This is a genomic window from Streptomyces lydicus (assembly GCF_000717345.1).
GTDB classification, from domain to species: Bacteria; Actinomycetota; Actinomycetes; order Streptomycetales; family Streptomycetaceae; genus Streptomyces; species Streptomyces lydicus.
This window is the reverse complement of sequence record NZ_JNZA01000012.1, coordinates 291,847-312,782: the sequence shown is the minus strand read 5'-3', so window position 1 is coordinate 312,782 and position 20,936 is coordinate 291,847. Positions and strand designations below refer to the sequence as shown.

Here is a 20,936-nt window from a genome sequence, read left to right as displayed (position 1 = left end):
TACCTCGCCTCGTGAGCAGGATGGGGGAAGAGGAGCCTTATGCGCTGTCGCCGGTGTGCCGGTTGGCGCACATGGATTCCTTGAAATTGCTGGGACCAGAGGCTGGGAACGCATCCTGGCCGTCGCCGGATCGTTCGCAGCCGGTGTCGAGACGGCTTTTCGCCGCCGGTCAGAACTCGCCGCTGCCCGCGCGAGGGTGCAGGTCCGGAAAATGGCTGCGCGAACACGCCGATCCCCCATGGCTGCCCGTGGACTTCACCCTGTTCCCGCTGTCCGGCATCCGACCTGCCTCCCTCGCCCCGGTACGTCTGCCTGCCATCCTGCATCTACCGCTCGAATTGAACAATCACCTGGCAATTGCTTGGTGAATACCCCAAATCAGCTGGCACACGGGCCGTCAGATATTGGAGGTAGTGACAGGCCGGCGCCGGACCTCGGCCGGCGCCCTCTTGTGTGTACGCCTGGGCAAGAACCTCCTTGCACCTGCGGAGGTGGCATTGCGATGATCGACAATCGACCGGGAGCTGCACACGCCGAGGCGCGCGCATCGGCACCCCGCTGAGCCGATCCGAGCAGTGCGCGTCCTCACGGGAGGGAAGAGCTCGTGACAGAACAGACACCGGATGTGCCGGAAACGCGGCGAGTCGAGGGGCTGGTTGCGGCTCAGGAAAAGGCCATCGCACTTTTCGCCGAAGTGGAGACGCGCGGGCTGGTGGCGCCCGGCCGGGGCGAGCGCGAGGTCAGCGACCAGATTCGCGACCTCGCCAACGAGATGTTCGGCACCACCAAGCACTGGCACAAGCGGATCATCCGCTCCGGACCCAACACCCTCCGCCCCTACCAGGACAATCCACCGGACCGGGTCATCGGGTCCGACGATGTCGCCTTCGCCGACTTCGGCCCGATCTTCGAGGAGTACGAGGCGGACTTCGGCCGCACGTACGTCTTCGGCGACGACCCGCACAAGCAGCGCCTGCTCCAGGACCTGCCGCGCCTCTTCGACGCCGGACGCGCCTTCTTCGCCGCGCGTCCGGACATCACCGGCCGGCAGCTGTACGCCGAGGTCGAGCGGCTGGCGACGGCAGCCGGCTGGACCATCGGGACCTGGCACACCGGCCACCTCGTCGGCGAGTTCCCGCACGAGAGGAACGACGGAGCCAAGGCCGAGTCGTACATCACCCCGGAGAACGACACCGTCCTGCGCCGCACGAACCGCGCGGGCCGGACCTGCCACTGGATCCTTGAACTCCATCTGGTCGACCGGGAACGGGGCTTCGGCGGCTTCTACGAACAGCTGCTCGACCTCGCCTGACCCGCTCACCCGTCACCGGCACCCCTCTGGCCTCGCGCTGACACCTACGGTGATCGTTCCTCCGGCAGGCGGGTGCGCCAGGGAGTGGCCGGCCTGCCTCAACGGCCTACCGGGTCACGGGACCGGGCCCGATGCCGGGCCGGGGAGCAGGCTGGGGAGGTCACTCCCACGACTGCTACCAGGGCACGGGCTGGTCCTGGTAGTTGAGGAACTTCAGGCCCGGTTCGCCGCCATGGCGGTCGATCGTGTCCGCCACGCCCGGGATGGACTGGTCGATGGTCAACGGTGCGTCCGGCCCCCCGAGTTCGGTGCGGACATGGCCGGGGCACATGAGCAGCAGCGTGTGCGAGGCGTCGGCGTACCGGGCGGCGTAGCTGCGCATCAGCTGGTTCAGGGCGGACTTGCTGGCGCGGTAGACGTCCTGACCGCCGCGGGTGTTCAAGGCCAGACTGCCTTGGCGCGAGGACATGACGCCGATGGTCCCGGTCGGCGCGACCAGCGAGCGGAAGGACTCGATCACGCGCATCGGGCTGAGCGCATTGGTGACCATGACCTCGACGAACATCTCCGTCGGGACCTCGCCGACGGGAATGTTTCCCCTTGTGACGGCGGCATTGACGAACAGCAGGTCGAGGGTGCGCTCCGCCAGCCGTTCGCGCAGTGCATCGATCTCCTCCGGCTTCGTCATGTCCAGCGACTCGACGGTGACCCGACCGCCGGATGCCTCGGCCAGGTCGTGGAGACCGGTGCGCCGATCGCCCCGGACGGTCCCGATGACGTCCCAGCCCCGGCCTGCGTACTCGGTGGCCAGGCCGAGCCCGAGGGCCCGGGACGCCCCGACGATGAGAGCGGTCCCGGTGCTCATGCCTGGACCGCCGGCTTGAGGACCTGCTCACACCACTCGCGGAAGGTCGTCGGGCTCGCGGTCTGCGGGGTGCGCCGCACCCGCTCGTCGAGCCCTTCGTCCTTGGCGCGCATCATGTCGAGGTAGCCCTGCACGAGCGCGTCCCCGACGCCGCGTCCGGCGAGTGCGGTGCCGAATGCGTCGAGCGTCTGCCGCTCGTAGCGGATCGGGCGGCCGAGCACTTCGGACATGATGCGCGCCAGGTCGTTCGGCGAAAGGTCCTCGGGGCCCAGCACCGGGACCTCGCCCGTCCCCGTCCACGAGCGGTCGAGCAGCAGGCCGGCGGCGGCCGCGGCGATGTCCCGGGTGGCGGCCGTCGGCGCCTTGCGGTCGGCGGCCTCGGTACCGGTGAACACACCGTTGTCGCGGAGCGAAGCCACCTGCCACAGCAGATTGTCGAAGAACGTCGGGTTGGCGAGCGCCCGGTAAGCCACCCCCGTACTCGCGATGAGGTCGTCCATGGCCAGCGACGCCGTCACATGCCCGGCGCGGCCGGCGACGGGGGTGCCGCGGCCGAGTGCGGAGACGCCGACGACGTGTCCGACTCGATGGGTCGTGAACGCCTTCGCGGCGGCGCGGGTGAAGCCGGAGTACATGGCGTCCAGACTCGCTTCGCGGGGGTTTGACGGAACCAGCCAGAAGACGGCGTCCGCGCCGTCGAAGGCCCGGTCGACGACTTCGGCGTCGCCGTGCGAGCCGGTGACGACATCGACGCGGGCGCGGATCCCGTCGGGGAGTCTGCCGGGGTCGCGCACGATGACGCGCAGCTCTTCGTCGCGCGTGCGGGTCCCGTCGAGGAGGATCTGCAGGAGCCGGCCGCCGATCTGGCCGGTGGGAGTGGTAATGACGATCATGCGTCGAGTCTCGGGCCGGCCGTTCGCGGCGTCCAATACCCTTCTCGACCATTGATACCTTCAGGGTATGGATCTCGATCTGCGCAAGCTCCGCTACTTCGCCGCGGTGGCCGAGCACCGGCACTTCGGCCGGGCGGCGGAACAGCTCTACATCGCCCAGCCGGTGCTCAGCCGCCAAGTCAAGTCTCTGGAGCAGGAGTTGGGCTGCACATTGCTCGTGCGGACCACCCGCAGTGTGGAGCTGACCCCCGCCGGTAAACAGCTCTACGTGGAGGCGCAGCAGATCCTCCCGTCGATCGGCGCCGCGGTCCGGCGCGTCCACGACGTCGATCAGGGCGTCCAACGGCTCGCGGTCGCCTTCTCCCCGGGGCTGCCTGTGGCGGAAGCAATCCGGGCGTTCACGTCGCGCCACGCGGACGTCGAGATCGACGTCGTCCCGGCGCGCTGGTGGGAGCAGGACCAGCCGCTACGCGACGGTCGCGCCCAAGTCGGGTACCTGCGCAGGCCGTTCGATGAGTCCGGCTTACGCGTCATTCCCATCGGTCACGACCCCAGGGTTGCCTGCATGCCCGTGGCACACCCCCTGGCGGGTCGACAGGAGCTCACCACCGCAGACCTTGACGCCGAGCGGATGCTCGACGTGCCGAATCGACGGACGTCGTCGCTTGAGGAGAAGTTCGAGCTCGTCGCCTCAGGCCACGGCATCGCGCTCATCCCGCTGAGCGTCGCGCGGTCCTACTCCCGCCCCGACCTCGTCAACATCCCCGTCACAGACGTCCCGGAGCTCGAGACCTGCCTGGCCGTTGCCGCTGACCGTCGCGAGAAGCTACTGCGCGACTTCCTGGAGATCGCCACCGCGACACTGTGGCACGCCTGAGCGGTCAGCGCGCGAGGCGAGGCCCGAACAGCTGAGCGCTTCCGTCGGCGCATCCCGCCAACCGAAGCGCTCAGCCCCAGTTGGTGGAAACTCAGCCTTCAGATATCTCGTCGATGAACGGCATCGGCTTCCCACCGGGATGCCACCGGTCGAGAAAGCCCGCTTGCAGACTCACATCGACCAGTTCGACGCGGGCGCCGATGCTGTCCATGCGGTGATAGGCAAACGGTCGGCCATGGGGGCAGCCGGAGAAGTCCACGGGCAGGCCATCGTTCTCCAGGCGCCGGGAGCCCTGCTCGACATCGCCGGACCAGAAGCCCAAGTGATCGAACCTGGCTCCCGCTGACGCATCCCACGGACTGCCGGCAGGCCCCTCGATCAACTCGATGAACGGCGGGCCACCTCGGGTGAAGGCGATCCGGTAGTCCCACTCGCCGAGCTTGCCTGCCGCAGGCTCACTCCACTCGACCCCGGCCGTCCGCTGGAAGTCCTGCATCGCCCGCTCGATGTCCGGAACCGCGAAGCACACATGGTAGAAGGCAGTCATCCGCTCATGGTCCAACGCGTTGGCCCCGGGCCGCAGCGTCAAAGGACCACCCGTGCGCAGCGGACCGTGTTCCCGTGTTCCCCGCCCTCGGCAGCAGAAGTCCCCGGCTGAACGGGGGAGATCAGCCGGGGACCAACAGTCGTCTGCCCCCACACGCGGCACACAAACAACTTCGCTGGCACTCGGCCCGCCCGGTGAGTTCCGGTGGCACCCCGCGGGATACGCATAGAGGGGTCATGTCGCTCGCTACGGTGAACAGGGCCCCGGCCGAGCCCGGCGGGCCGTGTCCGGGACCGCTGGCGTCATAGGCTCGGCGCGTGGCCCAGACCGAGGAGCGCGCCGAGGGCGCCGGACCGTTCACCACGCGACTCACCCACCGCCTCACCGCGGACGTCACCTCGGTTTGGGAGTCGCGGACCGCACGCAAGCGCGGTGCCCTGACCATCCGGCGGGACGCGACCGAGACCACACGGCACGCCGACGCGCAGGGGCTGCGGCGGCTGCGCATCCTGAACACCGTGGTCGCGACGGCGTTCACGATCGGCGGGGCGCTCTTCGTCCTCGGCGCCGCGGTCTCCCAGTTCGGGTCCGGCAATCCGCTGGAAAGCGCCACGATCTACTTCGTGGGCGGACTGTTCTTCAACACCGGTGCCTACGCCTCGCTGCTGCAGACCGTGAACGCGCCCCGCCGGGGTGGCGACGCCGGCACGCTGGAGACCCGTCGCTGGCGATGGTGGAGCTACGAGCCCCTGCAGATCGACTGGCTGACGACGTTCGTCCTGTTCGTGGGAACCCTGGAGTTCGGCATCAATCTGCTCGACTCGTTCCTCCAGGGCCTGACCGTCCAGCAGACCAACCGGCTCATCTGGGCGCCGGACGTCATCGGCTGCCTGCTGTTCCTGGTCTCCGGGCACCTCGCGCTCGTCGAGGTGAGCCATGGCCCGCTCCGACTGCGGCCGCGTGAGCTGGGCTGGTGGATCGCAGCCGTCAACCAGCTCGGCTCGGCGCTGTTCATGGTCTCGGCCATCGCCGACTTCGCCAATCCCCGCACCGGCACCCAGGTCAACGTCGCCGTCACCAACTGGGGCACTCTCACCGGCGCCGCGTGCTTCGTGGCCGGCGGAGTACTCCAGTACGTCGAGCACCCCGGCCCCTCGGACGGCCCCTAGGCTCCACGTCCGCTCGCCGCCGTGCGGTACTCCCCGTACGGATGCCTTTCTCCCCTTCGTCCGACTTCAAGGGCTTGAGTCCGCTATGTTCGCGACGCCCGGCTGGCGCCCCCGGCATCAGCCAGCCTTCCCAACGACAGGGAGAGAACATGACGTTTCGCGGATCAACCGGCAGGCAGCATGCACGCCTTCGCCTCGGTCTGGCGGCTGCGGCACTGGCCGGCGTCCTGGCCTGTTCCGTGGCCGCCCCGGCGACGGCTGCCGCTCCGGAGAAGATCAACGCCTGCGGCTGGAACAAGGGCTCCAGCGGTGAGCACGCCTTCTACGAGCACTGCGCCACCAACACCAACGTCTGGATCCAGGTGACGCGCTGGGCGCGAGGCAAGTACCACCGCTGCGTCGGGCCGGGCCGTACCGTCCTGGACTACGACGCAACGGGAGCCTGGTACGACAGCAACTATCACGGCGGTCTCTGCTCCCACCCGGGTGACACGGGCCCCTGACCGGACCGCCGGCGTACCCGGGCGTCCGGCGCGCGGGCTTCGGGAGGCACCGATCAACAGGCCCTCGAAGGTGCGCGTACGCACGACCGCCTGAGCCGATGGGCCCCGCTGCTCGTTACCACGGGCAGCGGTGGCCCGACAGCTGTCGTCAGCTGTCGACGATCGATGACCGTGAGGCCGAGGAGCCGGGGACACGGTCACGAGGTGGGCAGGAAGTCTTCGAGTGCCTTGTTGAAGATGTCCGGGCGTTCCATGTTGGGGTAGTGCGCGGTGCCGTCGATCGAGAGGGCTCGGCCGTTGGCGACGGTGCGGGCGAGCCGTTCGGCCATGCCGAGGTGGTCGGGCGAATCGATGGCGCCGTTGAGGGCCAGCACAGGCACGTCGATCCGGGCGATGCGACTCCAGGTGTCGCGGACCGGCAGGAGCAGGTTGGGCTCGTCGGCGGTGTGCTTGGACAGGGTGCCCCGCGTCATCCGGCGGAGGTGGCCGACGACTTGGGGGTCGAGGTCGTCGAGGTGGCGGTGCGGGCCCGCAGCGAAGAGGGTGAACGCCTCGACCGAGGCGTCCAGGTCCCCGGCGGCCATCGCGGAGTGCCACGCGGCCCAGGTTTGAGTGGTCCAGGGGTCGGTGAAGTACGGCTCGCTGGTTCCAGCTCCGCTGACGACCAGGGCGCTGACCAGGTCCGGGTGTTCCAGCGCGGTGTCGACCGCGATGCCGGCCCCCATGGAGACGCCCACCAGGATCGCCGGGCCGGTGCCCAGGTGACGCAGGAGCGCGGCGAGGTCGTCGGTGTGCCGGAAGGGTGCGATGGCGTTGACGGACTGCCCGTGGCCGCGGGCGTCCGGCGCGATGACGCGATATCGCGTCGCTAAGGCAGGGATTTGGTCGTCCCACATCCTGTGGTCCAGGAAGCCGCCGTGCAGCAGGACAAGTGGTTGGCCGGTGCCGGTGTCGAGCCGGAACAGATCGCTCATGACAACCAGGTTGTCATTGGTGGGCGCGAATGACAACCAAGGTGCCATCATGGTCGAGTGAGTAAGACAGAGCGTGCCCTGGCGTCCGACGAGTTGACCGACCGGCTCACCGAGGTGTTCGACCTCGTGGGGCCGCTGTACCGACGCACCCAACGCAAGGTGGAGCACGACGTGGCCGTGGCAGGGCTGTCCGTGGGAGTGCGGGCCGCACTGAGCATGCTCCGCGAACACGGGCCCATGACCGTCCCGCAGATGGCACGGGCTCAGGCCCTCAGCCGTCAGTTCGTACAGCGCATGGTCAACGACGCCATGACGCGGGGGCTGGCCGAGGCCGCACCCAATCCGGCCCACAAGAAGTCTTCCCTCATCCGGCTGACTGCACAGGGACAGACCGCCATCACCACCGTGCTCGACCGCGAACGCGCAGTACTGCGCCAAGTCGGCGATGACCTCACGGACACCGAGGTCGACGGCTGCCTTCGGGTCCTCTCCCGTCTCCTCGACCTCATGGGCGACGTCGACGTCGAATGAGCCAGGCCACCGGAAGGGTCAGGACGCATGCTCCGGTGAGCTGCCTCCTCCCGGCCTCGTCTACGCGTGATAGAGATACCACTCGCTCCAGCCGGAGGAGCCGTAGTACGAGTAATAGACGTGCTGCGTTGCCGTCACGGCGTAGATACGCCGCTGCCCACTGGGCCGGATCTCATATTTCTGCATGCTGACGGCCCGTCCGTTGCTCACCCTGACCGGCCCGTTGCTGGTGGCAGAGATGCGGTAGACGTAGTGGTTCGGCAGGGTCGCGGCGAATACCTCGTCGGTCTTGTGATCGCCGTTCCAATCGGCAGCCAGGGTATTGCTTCCACAGGCGATGGGAAGCGTGTAGCCGAAAGCCGCGACCCGGCAGGCCGAGGGCGACGCGGGTGCGGCGTGGGCGGGCAGGGCCGTCGGGGCGGCCATGCCGATGACGCCTACGGCGACGACCGCCGCTTTACGGAGATTCATCGAATTTCTCCAGCCGATCAACGGGCGGTCGAATTCAGGGGGCCGCGAACGGGTTCCGCACCCACCTTGTCGCCGACATCCTCGACGGCTCCTCGGAGCCGTAGAAAGCGACGCGCGCGTAATCCAGCCGCTCACCGTCCTGGAAGTAGGTGAGGAAGACATCGCGCCAGGCCCAGCACTTCCTGTCGCCGATCGGCACCTGGAAGACCGCCGGGGCGGTCTTGACCTTCGCGGTGCCGTTCGAGAACACATACCCCTGAAGCCGGGCCGTCGCCTTGTTCTTGTCACCCGGGCTCGCGTCGCACAACTGCAGCGTGATCTCATCGAGTCGCTGCACGTTGACCCACTGGCCACTCCAGTCCACGCTGAAGCCGTACGCGTCTCCGGAAGGGAACTGCGTGGCGGCCGTGGCCGGGCCGGTAAGCAATGTGGCGGAAGTGATGAGAGTGGCAGCGGCGACCGCGACGCCTTTGTTCACATACCCTTTGAGTTTCACGGTTCCGGTTCCCCCTTGCCGGATGACAGTGCGTGACAACACTGTCGGTCGGCACGCACGATAGCAGCGGCGATTTCTTCCAGGAAGCCTTTCCGACAACCGGATTCAAGGTTTCCGCTCACCACCGGTTCGGACACGAAAACCCTGCCGAATTGACGGCTGAAGCAGCGAAGCCCCTGGCCCACCCCGTAAGAAATGTGAGTACGCGTACTCATGCGCACGGCTTTCAGCTCGCCGGAGGGTGAAGTCGGGAGGTGTGCGGATGACGGGAACTGTGGCGCGCTGGTGGCACCGGGTTGGCAGGCGGTGTTCCCAGGTGGGCGGACTGCTGCTGGCGTTCGTTCTGATCGGGCTGACGAAGGCGTGCTCGCGCGAGCCCTCGGAGAGGAAGCTGCGGGCGCAAGCCACATCGCCCGGAGCGGAGTCCCGCCGGGCGGCGGAGGAACGGCAGATGCAGGCCCTGATCCAGCGCCTGGCCGCCGTCGAGGGTCTGGAGCACACCCTCACCCGCTTCAACGACTCCTGCGCCAGGCCCTACAACGGCTCGATCTTCGAGCACATGCGGTCCCCGTACGTCCTCACCTGCAGCATGCGGGCCGTTGCCTACTTCGGCGTCCGCGGAGACATGAGCGAGGTGCTGCCCAGGATCCGCGCCGCCGGCATCGCCACTTGGGGGCCGCACGACAACGAGGGCCGCGAGTTGCCGCACGCGGCCGGCACGGTGACCCACGCACTCAGCTACCACCGTGCACGCGGCCGGCACCCGGACGGCAGCCTGATGTCCGCGCCGACGCTCACAGCCCCGGGACTCCGGATCGACTGGGACCGGGCGGACCTGCCGCTCCCACACCGATGAGCGTGACGGCCGCGCGGGCCCGGTACGGCACCGTCCTGAGCTTCAGTCTCAGCAGCTCGCCGGCCTCCTCCGCGAACCGCTACTTCACCGTGGCCCGTAGGAAGTGACCGTCGGCGGCCGCGAGTTGGCGGCACGGGATGGAGGACGTCACGAAGAGGGCGGCCTCCCCATGAGGCGGCGAAGCCGGGCCCCGGCAAAATCAATGGCGCCACTCACCGGGCGTCGGTTACCGTGGCCGCATGTCTACGCCCCGAGTTTCCTAGCTGAGGACCCGCTTCCACGCCAGAAGTGTGTCCTTTTGCTTTCTCGGAGCGTCATCCCATGATTACCGTTAGCGGTGTCGAGCTGCGCGCGGGCGCCCGCCTGCTGCTCTCCGGCATCTCCTTCACCGTCTCCCCCGGCGACCGCATCGGCCTGGTGGGCCGCAACGGCGCGGGCAAGACCACCCTCATGACCGCCCTCGCCGGCCACGCGAAGCCCGCCGTCGGCACCATTACGCACACCGGCGACGTCGGGTTCCTGGCGCAGGACTCCCGCGCCGCCGATCCACATGTCACCGTCACCGACCGGATCCTCTCCGCCCGCGGCCTGGACCGCGCACTGCAGCGGCTGCGGACGGCCGAGGCGGCGATGGCCGACGCCGACGGGCCCGCCGCGCTGGAGCGTGCGCTGAACGCCTACGCCCGCGCCGACGCCGCCTTCCAGGCGGGCGGGGGATACGGCGCCGAGGCCGAAGCGGCCCGGGTGGCCGCCGGGCTGGGGCTGCCCGAGCGCGTACTGGGCGAGCCGGTGGGCGCCCTGTCCGGCGGGCAGCGGCGCCGCGTCGAACTGGCGCGGATCCTGTTCGCCGGCCGGGAGGGCACACTGCTGCTGGACGAGCCGACCAACCACCTGGACGCCGACTCCGTCATCTGGCTGCGCACCTTCCTCCAGAGCCACCGGGGCGGCCTGGTGGTGATCAGCCACGACACGTCACTGCTGGCCGCCGCCGTCAACCGCGTGTTCCACCTGGACGCCGGCCGGGCCACGATCGACGTCCACAACACCGGCTGGAACGCGTACCTGGCGCAGCGGGCGGCGGATGAACGGCGCCGCGCCCGCGAGCGGGCGAGCGCCGAGCGGAAGGCCGCCTCCCTGCACGCTCAGGCGGACAAGATGAAGGCCCGGTCGGCGACGGCCGTGATGGCCAAGAGCATGGCGCGGCGCGCCGACCGGATGCTGGCGGAGCTGGAACCGGCCCGGCGGGCGGAGAAGGTCGCCAAGATCCGGCTGCCCGAGCCCGCTCCGTGCGGGCGGATGCCGCTCGGAGCGATCAGCCTGACCAAGTCCTACGGCGAGCACCAGGTGCTGTCCGGTGTGGATCTGGCCGTGGACCGGGGCACCCGGCTGGTGATCCTCGGCCTCAATGGAGCCGGCAAGACCACGTTGCTGCGCATCCTGGCCGGCGAGGAACAGCCGGATTCCGGCCGCGTGGTGCACGGGCACGGCCTGCGCCTGGGGTACTTCGCCCAGGAGCACGACACCCTGGCCCGGGACCGCTCGGTCCGGCAGAACCTGGCCGGCGCCGCTCCGCAGCTGACCGACGGTGAAGTCCGGCGTGTGCTGGGGGCGTTCCTGTTCTCCGGGGATGACGCCGACAAGCCGGCCGGGGTGCTGTCCGGCGGGGAGAAGACCCGCCTGGCGCTGGCCGGACTGGTCCATTCCGGCGCGAACGTGCTGCTGCTCGACGAGCCGACCAACAACCTCGACCCCGCCTCCCGCGACGAGGTCCTGGCCGCGGTCGGCTCCTACCCGGGAGCCCTCGTGATGGTCACGCACGACGAGGGCGCCATCGACGCCCTGCGCCCCGACCGCGTTCTGCTCCTGCCGGACGCGGACGAGGACCTGTGGAGTGAGGACTACCGCGACCTCGTCGCTCTCGCCTGATCAGTCCCCTCCCCCAGCCGGCGTGGCTTCGCACACCGGCCGGGTGGCGCGGCCTCGCACGAGGCTGCGCCACCCCGGCCACGGCTGTCAGCTGCTCGCCCCCGGCCGAAGGTCCCGCTCCCTCCCGGTCACGAGGCCCCGACCGCAGGGCTGTGGTCGGCTGTGCCGTGCAGGGCCTCGGCCATGGGTGAGGAGCCGCCGGTCACGAAGGCGCGGATCGAGGCCAGATACGCGTCACGGTCGACAAGCCCGTCGCCGTCCGCGTCCAGGGCGTCGAAGGCAGCCTCGGCATGGTCAGCCTGGTTGCCCAGCGCCTGTCGCAAGCAGGTGAACTCCGCTCGGGTCAGCTTCCCGTCGGCGTCCGCGTCGGCGAGGTCGAACAGCGCCCCCAGCGCCAGCCGGCAGACCTCGTCGAAGGCGTCGGCGCCCGCCCATGCCGCGTACTCCTCGAACGTCACCTTGCCGTTGCCCGCCACGTCCATCGACGCGTACACGTGCTGGTGGGTCGCGCGGACGGCAGTGACCAGCGGGTCCCCCGCCTCACGCCCGAGCGCGGCAGCCGCCCGCTCCGGGCGGGCCAGGTACTCCTCCCGGGAGATGACCCCGTCGCCGTCGACGTCCAGCATGGCGAAGATATGCCTCTTGGCTGCGGTGATATCCACTTACGCCCCTTTCGCGGTTCAGGAAGGGGATCATTGCCCACTTCCTCGCCGCAGCAGACGCCCCATCAGGGGGAACCTGCGACACCCCGTGCGGGTTCCGGGAAGCACCGGCCGGGACCGGCCCGTGGCCTTCCGGTACCGCACGGCGGCCGGCGTCATCGCCGCCTTCCGGACCGCATGTGATCATGCCGCTTTGACACCTGGCCGGATCATCCTCCTCAACGGCACCTCCAGTTCAGGGAAGTCGAGCATCGCTCGGGAGCTTCTGGACGTCCTGGAGGACGGCGTCTTCTACCACCTGGCGGTGGACGGCTTCAACGCCATGCGCACCGAGCGAGAGCTCGGGGCGGAGGAGCTCGACGTCGCGCTGCGGCGGACCAGGATGGGCTTCCACCGCTCGATCGCGGCCATGGCCGAGGTGGGCAACGACGTGGTGGTCGAGGAGGGTGACGCGGCCGGCCTCAGCGTCGTTTCAGCAGGGCGGCCCCGGCGAGCGCGGGAAACGCGATCACACCGACCAGGCTGGGTAGGAAAGTTGCTTCGCCGGCACCGGACTGCCATACGGTCGCTACGAGCTGGGCGCCGGCCAGCACCGCCAGCCCGAGGTACAGCCATCCTGCCCAGGCGGGGCCGGCCAGCGGTGCGGGGCGTGTGTGTCGTCGGTCCATGACTCGCGTTTGCCCTGCAACTCCCGTTTCAAGGTGCCGTGTTCAAGGGCTTACGGCGTCGGCCACGAAGGTTTCCACGCTCCCCCGCTGTCCTTGGCGGCTGCGCACCGCGCCCGCCGTGCGACCGAGTTTCGTACCCCGGAAAGGCGTTGCCACACCGCTCCCGTTTCCCTCTTCCTTCCACAGAACCCTGATTAAGGACAATGTCGTCTCGGCTTTTCGAGGTGCGGCCCGGCGCGGTGTATCGCCAGGCAGTGGCGCCTTCCCGGACGATCCGGGGCCGTATGCCCCGGACCGCCAGATCGAGTGCGTGTGCGAACTTTACGGTTCCGTTCGCACTGGCCAGTCGCCTGAAGGCCGGCACGGGACGGGGGTGTGGGGGCGGGGCCGGATATCGATGGGGGCCTGAACCCCGTGAGCTCGATCTTCCGTCTCCTGTGATCGACGGGCCGGCGATGGCTCGTTCGACGGTCCGTGCACCACTCGCTCGACAGCGGATCGGGGGGCGAGCTCGGTCCCGCTCCGCTGCCGGTACGGCAGCACGGTGCCGCCACGGTGAGTTGGTGGCTTCGGCAGTCCCACCGCGCCGCCGGGCGCGGGGGCCGACGGGAGAGGCTTGATCGTTGAGTAGAGGCAAGCGTCCGCAGACCCTGGGGACCCTGCGGACCACGAGGACGCGATTACGATCGCGGCGGTGGATCACCGCCGTGCTCGCCGTCCTGAGCGCGGTGGCGGCCTTGCTGACCGTTCCGTTGACCGCTGCGCCTGCGCACGCGGTGAACCTGGACGGCAGTTCGCCGTTCGCCACGTACAACATGCACGGCTCGGACAACGGTTCGAGGTGGACTTCAGAGATCAACCGGCTGGTCGCGAACAACCCGGTGGTGATGCTGCAGGAGGCCGGCAGCGGGCCACCTCAGCCGGCGGACGACCACCGGACCAGTTACCGGCAGCTGCGGCTCTCACCGAACCGCAGCCCCCAGCCCAGTTCCTACACGCTCTCGACCTGGCCGGGCGGCCCGAGCGGCACCAACCGCTACGTGTACTTCCTGCAGACCGACCCCCGCAGGATCGGCGAAACGAATGAGGACACGTGGGACGGCGGCCAGATGAACCTGGCGACGGTCACCGATACCCAGGCCACCGAGGTCCGCGTCCTGGAGAACAACTACTACGACCCGGACCCGAATGCCCCGAACAACCGCTACCGGGCCCGCCCGTTGCACGGTCTGCGGTTCGGGAACACCTGGTACTGGAACACGCACGCCCGCGGCGAGGACGTGACCGGAGACGACAACAGGCGCGGACTGCTCGACCAGGTGCGCAACTTCATGGCCAGGGGCGACCAGCGCGGCCGGAACTGGGTCCTGGCCGGCGACTACAACGTGAACATCCTCAACCGCAACGACAACGAGGCCCGCCAGTCGCTGCATCTGCGCGCCGGCGAGAGCCTGCTGCGCACGGGTCAGCCGACGTTCATCAACGGCGACCACCCGAGCGAGCTGGACTACGCGGTCACCAGCGGCCTGCCCGGCAGCTTCAACGCGAACCGCGACAACGGTGCCGGATCCGACCATGTGCCCGTGCTCTTCGCGCGGACCCCACCGCCGGTCGCGGCCACCGGCCCGTCACACGTCTACGCCACCAGGCTGGCCGCACCCAACGGCAATCAGCTGCAGGAGACCCCGGACCGCTCGATCGGGATCGGCACCCCCAGCAATGACAGCAGCCAGACCTGGCGCATGTACACCAACGGCGGCGCCCTCACCCACTACCTGCGAAACCCCGGCACGGGAGACTGCATCGCCGCCCCGACGCGTGCCCGGCGGGATACGTCCTCCCAGGCCGTCGTCGGCGACTGTGCTGATCCGCGGGCGCAGTGGACGATCAGCCACCTCGAGGACGACCCCGCGTGGAACAACGACAGTGGCGGGCCGCAGCGCTGGCAGAACGTGGCCTTCCCCGGGATGTGCCTGACCCCGTCCGACAAGCAGGTGACCGTGGCACCGTGCACGGAGGACGCAGCCCAGCGGTGGTGGGAGAACCCCGCCTCGCTGCCCAAGAACTGGCCGACGACCACCGGCAACGTACGCCTGGAATCCGCCTTCCTGGGCGGCCGCATGCTGAACGGATCCTTTCCCGGGACCGCCATCTCCACCCGGCCCACACCGCCCAAGTGGTGGTGGATCTACTGGCTGCGCCAAGAGCGCCTGGACTTCGGCTGGAACATCCAGCGCATCAGCCCGGACGACAACCTGGTGCGCTTCGAGAGCGAGTTCGGCGACAACTACTGCCTGGGTGTCCGCGACGAGCACGCCACCTCGGAGACCGACGCCATGCTGCGGGCGTGTGACGACGCGCGCGGCGTCGACGCGGCCGGCCAGCGCTGGCTAGCCGAGACGTACGCGGACGGCACCGTCCGCTACCGCAACGAAGCCACCCACCTCTGTCTGCTGGCCCCGGACGCCGACCACGGCAGCGTCCGCCTCGCCCCGTGCACCGACATCCTGGCCCAGCGCTGGAGCGTGGTGAACCCCTGAACCCCTGAACCCGTGAAGCCCGAACGACTGGGTTCGCTGTCCAACGCCTCGCTTGGATGACAGCAAACACCCGCCGCTCGCACCGCGGTTGTGAAGTGAATCACGCCGCGGGGCTGTCACGGTTTGCCGGCCCGGGGTGTCTCGATGGGCGGTCGAGGAGAGGAGCCGGGTGTGGTGGTGTCGTGGCGTCGACGGGTCGGTCCGGAGGGCAGCCTGAGTCGCCGACCAGCGAGGAGCCGGCACGGCCGGCCCCGGGGGCGGGCGGTCGGCCATGGCTGAGGACGCTTTCACCGAGCACCGTCCGCTGCTGTTCACCATCGCCTACGAGATGCTGGGCAGCGCCACCGACGCCGAGGACGTGCTGCAGGAAAGCTACTTGCGGTGGCGCGCGGTGGATCAGGCCACGGTCGAGCATCCGCGCGCCTACCTGGTCCGCACGGTGACCCGGCAGGCCCTTAACCACCTGCGGGCGGTCAAGGCACGGCGCGAGGAATACGTCGGCGCGTGGCTGCCCGAGCCCATCCGCACGGCGCCCGAGGTGAGCGACGACGCGATCCTGGCCGAGTCGGTGTCCATGGCCATGCTGCTGGTGCTGGAGACGCTGAACCCGACCGAGCGCGCGGTGTTCGTCCTGCACGACGTCTTCGGCTACACCCACGGCGAGATCGCCGCCTCGATCGGTAAGACCGAGGTCACCGTCCGGCAGATCGCCCACCGCGCACGCCGGCACGTCCACGCCCGGCGCCGCCGCTTCGAGCCGGATTCCGATGGCACCCGCCAGATCGTCCAGCGGTTCCTGCACGCGGCGGCGACCGGCGAACTCCAGGCCCTGATGGACTTGCTGGCCCCCGAGGTCGTCCAGATCTCCGACGGTGGGGGGAAGGTGATCGCCGCCCGTCGCCCGATCACCGGCCGCGCCGACGTCGCCCGGTTCGTGCTCCGCGTGTCCCGCAGCCACGCCGTGCTCAGCCACGTCGAGCACGCCGTCTACAACGGCATGCCCGCAGCGCGGTTCCTCGCCGGCGGCAAGCTCGACTGGCTGCTCGCCTTCGAGATCCACGACGGCCGTATCACCGGCCTCTACGGCGTGCGCAACCCCGACAAGCTGCACGGCGCCGAAGCGCTGTGCCCCCTGGACAGAGGAGAACCCCAGCCGTGGAAACCATGACCGTCGAACGCGTCATCAACGCCCCCATCGACGAGGTGTTCGCCTGGCTCACCACGACCACCAACTACACGCGCTCACCCCTGGTGCTGCGCTGCACCCTGACCCGGCACGGCGAGGGCACGCCCTACGGCGTCGGCGCGGTGCGCAGTCACCTCTGGCTGATGGGCTGGTTCCGCGAACGCATCACGCACTACGACGCGCCCCACGTCACCGAGTACGTCGTGGAGCGCAGCCTGCCGCCTTCCCGGCACGAGCTCGGCCGCATGACGTTCACCGAGGTGGACGGCGGTACCGAGGTCCGGTGGATCACGCGTGCCGAGATGCGCCTGCCGCTGCTCGGTGCCCCGCTCACCCGGCTCCTCGTACGACCGATCCTCACCCACACCTTCCACAACATCCTCGACGCCGCCGACGAGGCACTCACCCGGCACGCCACTCGGCATCAGGCGTGAAACCCGGCGCACGCGCTGCGGCCGGCGGGGCGGGTCACGCGCGGGTGCAGTCGGGGCACAGTCCCCGGTAGGTCACCTCGGCCTCGGAGACGGTGAAGCCGAAGCGTTCGGAGGTGGGCAGGTCGGCCAAGGGGTCGCCCCCGGGGTGGACGTCCCGGATGGTGCCGCAGCCCGAGCACACCAGATGGTGGTGCGGGCGGTGGGCGTTGGGGTCGTAGCGCTTGGCGCGGCCGTCGGTGGCCACCTCGATGACCTCGCCGAGCGAGACGAGCTCGCCGAGGGTGTTGTAGACGGTCGCGCGGGAGATCTCCGGCAGCCGGGTGGTGGCGCGCGCGAGCACCTCGTCCGCGGTGAGGTGGATGTGGTCGCCGTCGAGTACCTCGGCGACCACCCGGCGCTGGGCGGTCATCCGCCAACCACGTCCGCGAAGCCGGTCCAGCAGGTCACTCATGGCCACCCAGCCTAACTGTGCATCGTCCGAGGAATGAATCGGTACGGGTCTGGTTCCTGTATTGACTTGGACTTGGTCCATCGTAGGATCGGTTCCGGCGGCAGCCAAGGGACAGGACAACAGCAGGGAAAAGCCCGTGACGGTTCAGGAAACGGGTCCGCTCACCACCGGCTCCGGTGCCCTGATCGCGGACGACCAGAACAGCGAGCAGGCGGGTCTTGACGGCCCGGCGCTCGTCCAGGACCAGCTCCTGCTGGAGAAGCTTGCCCACTTCCGCCTCGAGTTCAACCGCGAGCGCATCGTCTCCGCGCACGACACCGGCCCCCGGGCGGTTACCGCCTCGACGGCCGGGGATCGCCTGCGGGGTGCACGAGCGGGCAGGCCGACTCCCCCCTTCAGTCGTGTATGTCGGTCGACGTGACGCCCCCCTGACCGCGTCCGACCAGCACGGTTCCTCGATCGACAGCAACGAGGCCGAGGCCGGCTCCGGGGGCCTGGGCCCCGAATGTTCCACCGCCCGCAGTTCCTGAGCACCGTGATCCACCCAGTTCGGAAGGATTCCCATGACTGAGAACCATGATGCGATCGTCACGGACCCGAAGCCCGAGGAGGTAGGCGGCTGCCCGGTCGCGCACGGGCGCGCCCTGCACCCGACCCAGGGTGGTGGAAACCGCCAGTGGTGGCCCGAGCGGCTCAATCTGAAGATCCTTGCCAAGAACCCCGCCGTGGCGAACCCGCTGGGCGAGGAGTTCGACTATGCCGAGGCGTTCAAGAACCTTGACCTTCCGGCGGTGAAGCGGGACATCGGCGAGGTGCTGACGACCTCGCAGGACTGGTGGCCTGCCGACTTCGGTCACTACGGGCCCTTCATCATCCGTATGGCGTGGCACAGCGCGGGCACCTACCGCATCAGCGACGGCCGCGGCGGCGCCGGCGCCGGCCAGCAGCGTTTCGCCCCGCTGAACAGCTGGCCGGACAACGCCAACCTCGACAAGGCCCGCCGCCTGCTGTGGCCGGTCAAGAAGAAGTACGGCCAGAGCCTGTCGTGGGCCGACCTGCTCGTCCTCGCCGGCAACGTCGCGCTGGAGTCGATGGGTTTTGAGACCTTCGGTTTCGCCGGCGGCCGTGAGGACGTCTGGGAGCCGGAGGAGGACGTCTACTGGGGTCCCGAGACCACCTGGCTCGACGACCAGCGCTACACCGGCGACCGGCAGCTGGAGAACCCCCTCGGCGCGGTCCAGATGGGCCTGATCTACGTCAACCCGGAGGGCCCGAACGGCAACCCGGACCCGCTGGCCGCGGCCCGCGACATCCGTGAGACGTTCCGCCGGATGGCGATGAACGACGAGGAGACCGTCGCCCTGATCGCCGGCGGCCACACCTTCGGCAAGACCCACGGCGCGGGCCCCGCGGACCACGTCGGCGACGACCCCGAGGCCGCCGGCCTGGAGCAGCAGGGCCTGGGCTGGAAGAGCACGTACGGCACCGGCAAGGGCGCGGACGCCATCACCTCCGGCCTGGAGGTCACCTGGACCACCACGCCGACCCAGTGGAGCAACAACTTCTTCGAGAACCTGTTCGGTTACGAGTGGGAGCTCACCGAGAGCCCCGCCGGCGCCAAGCAGTGGAAGCCGAAGGACGGCGCCGGCGAGGGCACGGTGCCCGCCGCGCACGACGCCGCCAAGAAGATCGCGCCGAACATGCTCACGACGGACCTGTCGCTGCGTTTCGACCCGGTCTACGAGCAGATCTCCCGCCGCTTCTACGAGAACCCCGACCAGTTCGCGGACGCCTTCGCCCGCGCCTGGTACAAGCTGACCCACCGCGACATGGGCCCGAAGTCGCTCTACCTCGGCCCGGAGGTCCCGGACGAGACGCTGCTGTGGCAGGACCCGCTGCCGGAGCGCGAGGGCGAGCTGGTCGACGACGCGGACATCGCGGCCCTCAAGGCCAAGCTGCTCGACTCGGGCCTGACCGTTTCCCAGTTGGTCAGCACCGCGTGGGCGTCCGCGTCCACCTTCCGCGGCAGCGACAAGCGCGGTGGCGCCAACGGCGCCCGCATCCGCCTGGAGCCGCAGCGCGGCTGGGAGGCCAACGACCCCGACCAGCTGGCCCAGGTGCTGCGCACCCTTGAGGGCATTCAGCAGGAGTTCAACGCCTCCTCCGGTGCGAAGAAGGTCTCCCTGGCCGACCTCATCGTCCTCGGCGGCGTCGCAGCCGTGGAGAAGGCCGCGAAGGAGGCCGGCTTCGAGGTGGCGGTGCCCTTCACCCCGGGCCGGGTCGACGCGACCGAGGAGCACACCGAGGCCGAGTCCTTCGAGGCGCTGGAGCCGACCGCGGACGGCTTCCGCAACTACCTCGGCAAGGGCAACCGCCTGCCGGCCGAGTTCCTGCTGCTCGACCGGGCGAACCTGCTGACCCTGAGCGCCCCCGAAATGACCGTCCTCGTCGGTGGTCTGCGCGTGCTGGGTGCCAACCACCAGCAGTCGCAGCTCGGTGCCCTCACCGAGACGCCCGGCTCGCTGACGAACGACTTCTTCGTCAACCTGCTCGACCTGGGCACGACGTGGCAGGCGACCTCCGAGGACCAGACCACGTTCGAGGGCCGCGACGCGACCACCGGCGAGGTCAAGTGGACCGGCACCCGCGCCGACCTCGTCTTCGGCTCGAACTCCGAGCTGCGCGCGCTCGCGGAGGTCTACGCGAGCGATGACGCGAAGGAGAAGTTCGTGAAGGACTTCGTCGCGGCATGGGACAAGGTGATGAACCTGGACCGGTTCGACCTCGTCTGACTCGACCGACCGGGTCGGACTCGTCCGATCATGACGTCCAGGTTGGCCGGCCCGCGCCGGCCGACCTGGACGTTCTCGGCTTTCGAGGACCCGGTCCCCGGAGGCGGCATCGGCAGCCCGGGCCCGTGCGCGGTGCGTCGGAGGGGACCTCATAGGGTGGTGAGCACACTCGAACCGGCGGCGGAACAGCCGCAGCGCACCAGGGGGATCCGTATGTCCGCGTACTCGCCACCGCCGCAGGGGCCCACGCCCCATGGCCCCGCGCCCTATGGCCAGCCCGGGCAGCCCGGCCCGACGCCGTACGGACCGCCTGCCGGCCAGGGCGGCCCGGTCCCCTACGGCTCGCCCCCCGGTGGCGCGCTCCCTTACGGCCAGCAGCCGGCATACGGCCAGCCGCCGTTCCAGCAGCAGCCCGGCGTACCGATGTTCACGCCGACGGGCCCGGCACGGCGGCCGTGGCTGCGGCCTGTCATCGCGCTCGGGGCCGTGATCGTCGTCGGGTCCGGGTTCTGGGTGCTGAACACCGTGCTCGACGACGGCAAGCCCCCGACGAAGGTCGCCCGCGATGCCCGTGTGGGCGACTGCCTGGAGAACCGCGGTACCCACGCGAACCCGGACCTCTACACCATCGCGTGCGGCGACGCCAAGGCCGACTACAAGGTCATGATCGACGCGACGCTTCGCCACAAGTGTCCGGCGGAATTCGACGAGTACACCGAGCGCGGCGGCACCAGCGGGGAGACCACGCTGTGTTTGACCGCGGTGCGTCACTGACGCCGACGG

At 69.5% G+C, this 20,936-nt stretch carries 23 protein-coding genes and 1 pseudogene; 15 read left to right on the top strand and 9 right to left on the bottom strand.

Translation table 11 applies throughout. From position 1 onward, the window contains the following. Window positions 1–11 precede the first annotated feature (11 nt). Window positions 12–368, top strand: coding sequence for a hypothetical protein (locus OO62_RS39580; protein ID WP_157850144.1), 357 nt, complete (start codon window positions 12–14; stop codon window positions 366–368). Window positions 369–604: 236 nt separating this feature from the next. Continuing rightward, on the top strand, window positions 605–1,312 hold the full coding sequence (locus tag OO62_RS13955; protein ID WP_248782286.1) for a M24 family metallopeptidase: 708 nt from the start codon (window positions 605–607) through the stop codon (window positions 1,310–1,312). Window positions 1,313–1,487: 175 nt separating this feature from the next. Here the strand turns inward: OO62_RS13955 and OO62_RS13950 are convergent, their stop codons facing one another. Both OO62_RS13950 and OO62_RS13945 read right to left on the bottom strand, forming a co-directional pair. Then, on the bottom strand, window positions 1,488–2,177 hold the full coding sequence (locus OO62_RS13950; RefSeq protein WP_033267647.1) for an SDR family oxidoreductase: 690 nt from the start codon (window positions 2,175–2,177) through the stop codon (window positions 1,488–1,490). Next, on the bottom strand, window positions 2,174–3,070 hold the full coding sequence (locus OO62_RS13945) for an NAD(P)H-binding protein (RefSeq protein ID WP_033267646.1): 897 nt from the start codon (window positions 3,068–3,070) through the stop codon (window positions 2,174–2,176). The genes OO62_RS13950 and OO62_RS13945 overlap by 4 nt, the downstream gene beginning before the upstream one ends. A gap of 67 nt (window positions 3,071–3,137) precedes the next feature. On the opposite strand from OO62_RS13945, the gene OO62_RS13940 reads away from it, so the two are divergent. Then, a complete protein-coding gene (locus OO62_RS13940; protein WP_033267645.1) occupies window positions 3,138–3,947 on the top strand; it encodes a LysR family transcriptional regulator in 810 nt (269 codons plus the stop codon). Between the two features lie 91 nt (window positions 3,948–4,038). Here OO62_RS13940 and OO62_RS13935 read toward each other — a convergent pair whose 3' ends face one another. Next, window positions 4,039–4,494 (bottom strand): VOC family protein, encoded by a 456-nt coding sequence (locus OO62_RS13935; protein WP_033267644.1) that lies wholly within the window; start codon window positions 4,492–4,494, stop codon window positions 4,039–4,041. A gap of 317 nt (window positions 4,495–4,811) precedes the next feature. Between OO62_RS13935 and OO62_RS13930 the strand changes: the two genes are divergently transcribed. After that, on the top strand, window positions 4,812–5,663 hold the full coding sequence (locus tag OO62_RS13930) for a hypothetical protein (protein ID WP_033267643.1): 852 nt from the start codon (window positions 4,812–4,814) through the stop codon (window positions 5,661–5,663). Window positions 5,664–5,812: 149 nt separating this feature from the next. Beyond that, window positions 5,813–6,166, top strand: coding sequence for a DUF6355 family natural product biosynthesis protein (locus OO62_RS13925; protein WP_033267642.1), 354 nt, complete (start codon window positions 5,813–5,815; stop codon window positions 6,164–6,166). Window positions 6,167–6,363: 197 nt separating this feature from the next. On the opposite strand, the gene OO62_RS13920 is transcribed toward OO62_RS13925, so the two are convergent. Next, the gene (locus OO62_RS13920; RefSeq protein ID WP_078617160.1) at window positions 6,364–7,140 is read right to left on the bottom strand and encodes an alpha/beta fold hydrolase; all 777 of its coding nucleotides are present in this window, start codon (window positions 7,138–7,140) and stop codon (window positions 6,364–6,366) included. Between the two features lie 57 nt (window positions 7,141–7,197). Between OO62_RS13920 and OO62_RS13915 the strand changes: the two genes are divergently transcribed. Further along, a complete protein-coding gene (locus tag OO62_RS13915; protein ID WP_033267640.1) occupies window positions 7,198–7,671 on the top strand; it encodes a MarR family winged helix-turn-helix transcriptional regulator in 474 nt (157 codons plus the stop codon). A gap of 60 nt (window positions 7,672–7,731) precedes the next feature. Here the strand turns inward: OO62_RS13915 and OO62_RS13910 are convergent, their stop codons facing one another. Beyond that, a complete protein-coding gene (locus OO62_RS13910) occupies window positions 7,732–8,142 on the bottom strand; it encodes a hypothetical protein (protein WP_033267639.1) in 411 nt (136 codons plus the stop codon). 34 nt (window positions 8,143–8,176) lie between these two features. Further along, the gene (locus OO62_RS13905; protein ID WP_157850143.1) at window positions 8,177–8,638 is read right to left on the bottom strand and encodes a hypothetical protein; all 462 of its coding nucleotides are present in this window, start codon (window positions 8,636–8,638) and stop codon (window positions 8,177–8,179) included. A 262-nt stretch (window positions 8,639–8,900) separates the two neighbouring features. On the opposite strand from OO62_RS13905, the gene OO62_RS36455 reads away from it, so the two are divergent. Continuing rightward, on the top strand, window positions 8,901–9,494 hold the full coding sequence (locus OO62_RS36455) for a hypothetical protein (RefSeq protein WP_248782285.1): 594 nt from the start codon (window positions 8,901–8,903) through the stop codon (window positions 9,492–9,494). A 321-nt stretch (window positions 9,495–9,815) separates the two neighbouring features. Next, window positions 9,816–11,420 (top strand): ABC-F family ATP-binding cassette domain-containing protein, encoded by a 1,605-nt coding sequence (locus tag OO62_RS13895; RefSeq protein WP_211267952.1) that lies wholly within the window; start codon window positions 9,816–9,818, stop codon window positions 11,418–11,420. Window positions 11,421–11,548: 128 nt separating this feature from the next. Here the strand turns inward: OO62_RS13895 and OO62_RS13890 are convergent, their stop codons facing one another. Continuing rightward, window positions 11,549–12,082 (bottom strand): EF-hand domain-containing protein, encoded by a 534-nt coding sequence (locus tag OO62_RS13890; RefSeq protein ID WP_033267637.1) that lies wholly within the window; start codon window positions 12,080–12,082, stop codon window positions 11,549–11,551. Window positions 12,083–12,275: 193 nt separating this feature from the next. Here OO62_RS13890 and OO62_RS37865 point away from each other — a divergent pair. Next, window positions 12,276–12,524, top strand: a pseudogene (locus tag OO62_RS37865) (phosphotransferase-like protein); the annotation flags it as partial. Window positions 12,525–12,543: 19 nt separating this feature from the next. On the opposite strand, the gene OO62_RS39950 reads toward OO62_RS37865, so the two are convergent. Beyond that, window positions 12,544–12,750: a hypothetical protein gene (locus OO62_RS39950; protein ID WP_169748608.1), complete on the bottom strand. Its 207-nt coding sequence runs from the start codon at window positions 12,748–12,750 to the stop codon at window positions 12,544–12,546. Between the two features lie 707 nt (window positions 12,751–13,457). Here OO62_RS39950 and OO62_RS13885 point away from each other — a divergent pair. The 3 genes from OO62_RS13885 (at window position 13,458) to OO62_RS13875 (ending at window position 16,910) form a co-directional block, all read left to right on the top strand. Beyond that, complete coding sequence (locus OO62_RS13885) at window positions 13,458–15,290, top strand: ricin-type beta-trefoil lectin domain protein (RefSeq protein WP_248782284.1); 1,833 nt, start codon at window positions 13,458–13,460, stop codon at window positions 15,288–15,290. A 271-nt stretch (window positions 15,291–15,561) separates the two neighbouring features. Beyond that, on the top strand, window positions 15,562–16,458 hold the full coding sequence (locus tag OO62_RS13880; RefSeq protein WP_033267636.1) for an RNA polymerase sigma-70 factor: 897 nt from the start codon (window positions 15,562–15,564) through the stop codon (window positions 16,456–16,458). Further along, window positions 16,446–16,910: an SRPBCC family protein gene (locus OO62_RS13875; RefSeq protein ID WP_033267635.1), complete on the top strand. Its 465-nt coding sequence runs from the start codon at window positions 16,446–16,448 to the stop codon at window positions 16,908–16,910. Before OO62_RS13880 ends, OO62_RS13875 begins: the two co-directional genes overlap by 13 nt. Window positions 16,911–16,944: 34 nt before the next feature. Here the strand turns inward: OO62_RS13875 and OO62_RS13870 are convergent, their stop codons facing one another. Next, window positions 16,945–17,361: a Fur family transcriptional regulator gene (locus tag OO62_RS13870; protein WP_033267634.1), complete on the bottom strand. Its 417-nt coding sequence runs from the start codon at window positions 17,359–17,361 to the stop codon at window positions 16,945–16,947. 136 nt (window positions 17,362–17,497) lie between these two features. On the opposite strand from OO62_RS13870, the gene OO62_RS41320 reads away from it, so the two are divergent. The 3 genes from OO62_RS41320 to OO62_RS39575 all read left to right on the top strand — a co-directional run bounded on the left by OO62_RS41320 (window position 17,498) and on the right by OO62_RS39575 (window position 20,927). Next, complete coding sequence (locus OO62_RS41320; RefSeq protein ID WP_033267633.1) at window positions 17,498–17,782, top strand: catalase; 285 nt, start codon at window positions 17,498–17,500, stop codon at window positions 17,780–17,782. Window positions 17,783–17,924: 142 nt separating this feature from the next. Further along, the gene (katG, locus tag OO62_RS13860; protein ID WP_033267632.1) at window positions 17,925–20,153 is read left to right on the top strand and encodes a catalase/peroxidase HPI; all 2,229 of its coding nucleotides are present in this window, start codon (window positions 17,925–17,927) and stop codon (window positions 20,151–20,153) included. Window positions 20,154–20,312: 159 nt separating this feature from the next. Then, window positions 20,313–20,927, top strand: coding sequence for an LppU/SCO3897 family protein (locus OO62_RS39575; RefSeq protein ID WP_143686333.1), 615 nt, complete (start codon window positions 20,313–20,315; stop codon window positions 20,925–20,927). Window positions 20,928–20,936: the final 9 nt, after the last annotated feature.